Consider the following 4,542-nt stretch of genomic DNA (forward strand, 5'->3'; position numbering starts at 1 on the left):
GTTGAAGACGGTTGCCACCGCCGGCGCGGCCGGGCCGCTGCAGGATTCGACCCGCGCCGCGGCCGGCGTGTCGCTCGATGCCTTGTCGGGAAGCACCAATTCGGCAGGCGCCGGTGCGCGGCCGCCGTTGCCGCATATGCCGCAGCTGCCTACGCGCGTCGCGGGTAACACAAACAGTACAAAGAGCGGTATCGAAGTGATACGGGGTGGGCGCGCCGAGACGGTCGCCTGGTAAGCAGTTTCAGGGAGCGGGCGGCCGGACGCGTCCAAAACTACATGACAGAACGGATTTTTGTTTTCGGGAAAGTGGCGTGGGTCGGGTTGGCCTTGCTCGCCGTATCGGCTGCGACTGACGCGGCGGGTCCGGCGCAGCAAGGGCATTCCGCACAAGCGCCCCAGGCGGCTCAAGCTGCGCCCTCGCAAACCATCGACCTGAAGGTTGGCGCGCAGCAACCGCTCGCGACCGGCCACACCCTGAAGCGTGTCGCGATAGGCGACCCCGCAGTGGCCGATGTGCTGATCATCAAGGGTGACAAGCGCGGCGGCGTACTGCTGGTCGGCAAGGCGGCGGGCACGACCAACCTGATGCTGTGGGCGAGCGATCGCGAGGCGCCACTGATCTATACGGTCAACGTCATCACGCCGGCAGCGGCTTCGCTGCTCGGGCCCGATACGCCGCGCGTCAAGGTGCTCGGCGGCACGGCGGTGGTCTCCGGCTCGTCGGCGACGATGGAGGCGCATCAGCGCGCCGTGGTCGCGGCGGAAGGCTCGCTCGGCAAGGATGGCGCGGTGTTCGACACGTCGACGGTGGCGAGCCGCGCGATAGTGCAGGTTGATGTGCGGGTGGTTGAGTTCAGCCGCTCGGTGCTCAAGGAAGTGGGCTTCAACTTCTTCAAGCAGAACAACGGCTTTTCGTTTGGCTCGTTTGCGCCATCGGCGCTAACTTCGGTTTCCGCGACCGCGGGGCAGCAGCCGCAAACGACGGCTACGACGCCGATTTCGTCAGCGTTCAACCTGATTTTCAACTCCGCCACGCACGGGCTGTTCGCGAACCTGAGCCTGCTGGAGAGCAACAACCTCGCGCGCGTGCTGGCGGAGCCGACACTCGTGGCCTTGTCCGGACAGAGTGCCAGTTTCCTCGCCGGCGGTGAAGTGCCGATTCCCGTGCCGCAGGCGCTCGGTTCGACCTCGATCGAATTCAAGCCGTACGGCGTCGGACTCACGCTGACGCCGACCGTGTTGAGCCCGCAACGCATCGCGTTGAAGGTGGCGCCCGAGGCGAGCCAACTGGATTTCGCCAACGCCGTGACGATCAGCGGCGTGTCGGTGCCCGCGTTCACCACGCGCCGTGCCGACACCACAGTCGAACTCGGCGACGGCGAGAGCTTCGTGATCGGCGGCCTGATCGACCGCGAGACCGCATCGAATGTCTCGAAGGTGCCTTTGCTCGGCGATCTGCCGATCATCGGCACCTTCTTCAAGCAGTTAAATTACCAGCAGAACGAGAAGGAGCTGGTGATCATCGTGACGCCGCATCTGGTGTCACCGCTCGCGAAGGGCGCGGCCTTGCCGTCGACGCCGGGCGAGCAGTCCGAGCAGCGTAACGGGCCGGTGTGGCGCTCGCTGATTGGTGGTGTGGCGGCGCGCGACGCAGCGCCGGGATTTTCGAAGTGAAGCCGGCGGTCGCCCAGGCGGCGCGCCGGATCGGTGGAGCAGTGAGCCAGCATGCACGCGAACCGCGCGAGCCCGCTGGCAAGCAGTACGACGCGGGGGCTTTGCAGCCCATGCCGCATAAGGATGTCCAACATGAACGCGAGAACGCATTCATTGACTGAACGGGCGGTCACCGATTATTTCGTGTTTGCGTCGCTGGCCGACGAACACGTGCATTGGCTCGCCGATACGCTGGTGGGCGCAGGTGTGGTCGAAGTGGCCACACTCGATCCCTCGATGCTGATGCAACGCATTGCGGCGCTGAATCCGTCGCTGGTGTTCGTCGACTTTTCCGGCGGCCGTGCCGCGGCGGCGAGTGCCGCGGCGAGCGCGGTGCGCGCGGCCTATCCCGGCATGCAGATTGTCGCGCTCGGTTCGCTCGCCGAGCCCGAAAGCGCCTTGGCCGCGCTGCGTGCCGGCGTGCGCGATTTCATCGACCTGTCCGCGCCCGCCGAAGACGCGTTGCGCATCACGCGCCAGGTTCTGGACAATCTCGTCGAACCGGTTAGCCGCCATGGCAACGTCACTGCGCTGCTGGGTGCGCGCATCGGCATGGGCGTGAGCACGCTGGCCGCGAATCTATCGGTGATGTTGCAACGGCGCGACGTCGCGCAAGGACGGCAAACCGCCTTGCTCGATCTCGGCCTGCCGGCCGGCGACGGCTCGCTGCTCCTGAATACGCGCAGCGAATTCAATTTCGTCGAAGCCGTGCGCAACCTGCGCCGCTTCGATCAGACCTTCGTGCACACCGCACTGTCGCATCATTCGAGCGGTCTCGCGCTCACCACGCTGCCGCCGAATCTCGCTGACATGCGTGAGGTCTCGTACTCATCATCGATCGGTTTGCTGAATCGGCTGCGCGCGTTCTTCGATCAGCAGATCGTCGATCTCGGCGGCTTCACCAATAGCGAGTTCATTGCTCATGTCGTGCAGGCTGCCGACGAAACGTGGCTGTTGTGCGATCAGGGCGTCGCCTCGATCGTTTCGGCGGTCAGCGTGCTCGACGCGTTGCGCGAAGAGGGCGTGGACACGGCGAATGTGCGGCTGATCGTCAACAAGTTCGATGCCGACCTCGGTCTCGCCGCCGCGCAGATCGCCCAGCGTCTGGATATTCCGTTGCTCGCCACCTTGCCGGAGCGGCGCATCTCGCTCGGCCAGGCGGTCAACCAGGGGCATCTGCTGGCCGATGTCGCGGCGCGCGATCCCTACGTGCGCGCACTCGAACCCTTGATCGAACGGCTCGGCGGCGCGGCGCGCGCGGCCGCGCAAGCACGCAGCAAATCGGCGCTCGGCGCGCTCAAGCGCTTCATTCCAACCACTTACAAGCGGTCATAGACGATGGCAAAAGAAATCGAATTTGCCGACGACGCGCCTTCGTTTGCGCATAGCCAGCAGTTCCAGGACATCAAGAACGCTGCGCACGAACACCTGCTGACGCGTATCGAGGAACTCGGCTCCGAGTTCGGCCGCTGGTCGCGTAACGCGATCAACCAGTTCGTCGATCTGGAAATGGACAGCTTCGTACGGCTGCGCCGGATTCCGATCAACGAGAGCGAAGTGCGGTTGATCGCCGAGGCGCTGACCAAGGAACTGGCGGGCTTCGGCCCGATCGAGGATCTGCTCGCCGATCCGGCCGTCGAAGATATTCTGATCAACGGCTACAACGACGTCTACGTGTCGCGTCACGGCATCCTGACCAAGATTCAGGTGCGCTTTGCCGACAACGCGCATCTGCTGCGGATCGTGCGGCGCATTCTTGCGCCGATCGGGCGGCGTCTGGACGAATCGAATCCGATGGTCGACGCGCGCCTGCCGAACGGTGGGCGTGTGAATGTGGTGATCGAACCGCTGTCGATCGACGGGCCGATCGTCTCGATCCGTAAATTTCGCAAAGATCCGATGCGTCCCGAGGATCTGCTCGCCAACGGCACCTACAACCCGGAAATCGGCGCGTTGCTCGAAGCGGCGGTCGCCGCGCGCTGCAACGTGCTGGTGTCGGGCGGCACGAGTTCGGGCAAGACCTCGCTGCTCAATGCGCTGGCGTTCCACATCCCCGAGCCGGAGCGGGTCGTGACGATCGAAGACACGGCCGAGCTGTCGCTGAACCACCCGCACGTGGTGCGGCTCGAAAGCCGTCCGGGCGGCTTCGACGGCGCGGGCGTCGTGACGATTCGCGACCTGCTGCGCAACACCTTGCGGATGCGGCCGGACCGCATCATCGTCGGCGAAGTGCGCGGCGGTGAGGTGCTCGAAATGCTGCAGGCGATGAACACCGGCCACGACGGTTCGATGGGCACCGTGCACGCCAGTTCGCCGCGCGAATGTCTGTACCGCCTCGAAATGCTGGCCGGGTTCGCGGGCTTCCAGGGCACGGAGTCGAGCTTGCGCCGGCAGATCGCCAATGCGATCGACTTCATCGTGCAGATCGGCCGCCTTTCGAATGGGCGCCGGCGAATTCTGTCGATCACCGAGGTCACGGGTCTGTCGGACAACATCATCGCGACGCAGGAGCTCTATCGCTACGAGCCGGTCGCGACCGCCGAGGGCGACGAACTCGATAACTGGGTGTCGCTCGGCATTCACCCGCACTCGCCGAAACTGGCGCGTTTCCGCCAGGCGTTGGGCGGTGGCGAGGCGCAGAACGGGTTTGGTAACGCGGGCTTCGGCGGTGGTGGCTTCGGAGGCGGCGGTGGCGGCTTCGGCGGAGGCTTCAATGTCTAGCGTGGTACTGGTCTTCGCGGCGCTCGCGCTGCTATGCGTGGCGCTCGCGTTGCTGCTATGGCAACGTGGCGCGCAACGCAAAGACCAGGCGAGCACCGAGCGTTATAT

3 protein-coding genes and 1 pseudogene are annotated in these 4,542 nt (G+C 65.1%); all 4 read left to right on the forward strand.

Features of this window, described 5'->3' with window-relative positions:
• Positions 1–235: pseudogene (locus FSO04_RS46740) on the forward strand (Flp pilus assembly protein CpaB); the annotation flags it as partial.
• A 41-nt stretch (positions 236–276) separates the two neighbouring features.
• Positions 277–1,674, forward strand: a complete 1,398-nt coding sequence (locus FSO04_RS45025; protein ID WP_154567850.1) for a type II and III secretion system protein family protein — start codon at positions 277–279, stop codon at positions 1,672–1,674.
• A gap of 132 nt (positions 1,675–1,806) precedes the next feature.
• Entirely contained in the window at positions 1,807–3,048 is a 1,242-nt protein-coding gene (locus FSO04_RS45030; protein WP_154567852.1) for a fimbrial protein, read from the forward strand.
• A 3-nt stretch (positions 3,049–3,051) separates the two neighbouring features.
• Entirely contained in the window at positions 3,052–4,434 is a 1,383-nt protein-coding gene (locus tag FSO04_RS45035) for a TadA family conjugal transfer-associated ATPase (RefSeq protein ID WP_154567854.1), read from the forward strand.
• The last annotated feature ends 108 nt before the right edge of the window (positions 4,435–4,542 follow it).

This window comes from Paraburkholderia madseniana, assembly GCF_009690905.1.
GTDB lineage: Bacteria > Pseudomonadota > Gammaproteobacteria > Burkholderiales > Burkholderiaceae > Paraburkholderia > Paraburkholderia madseniana.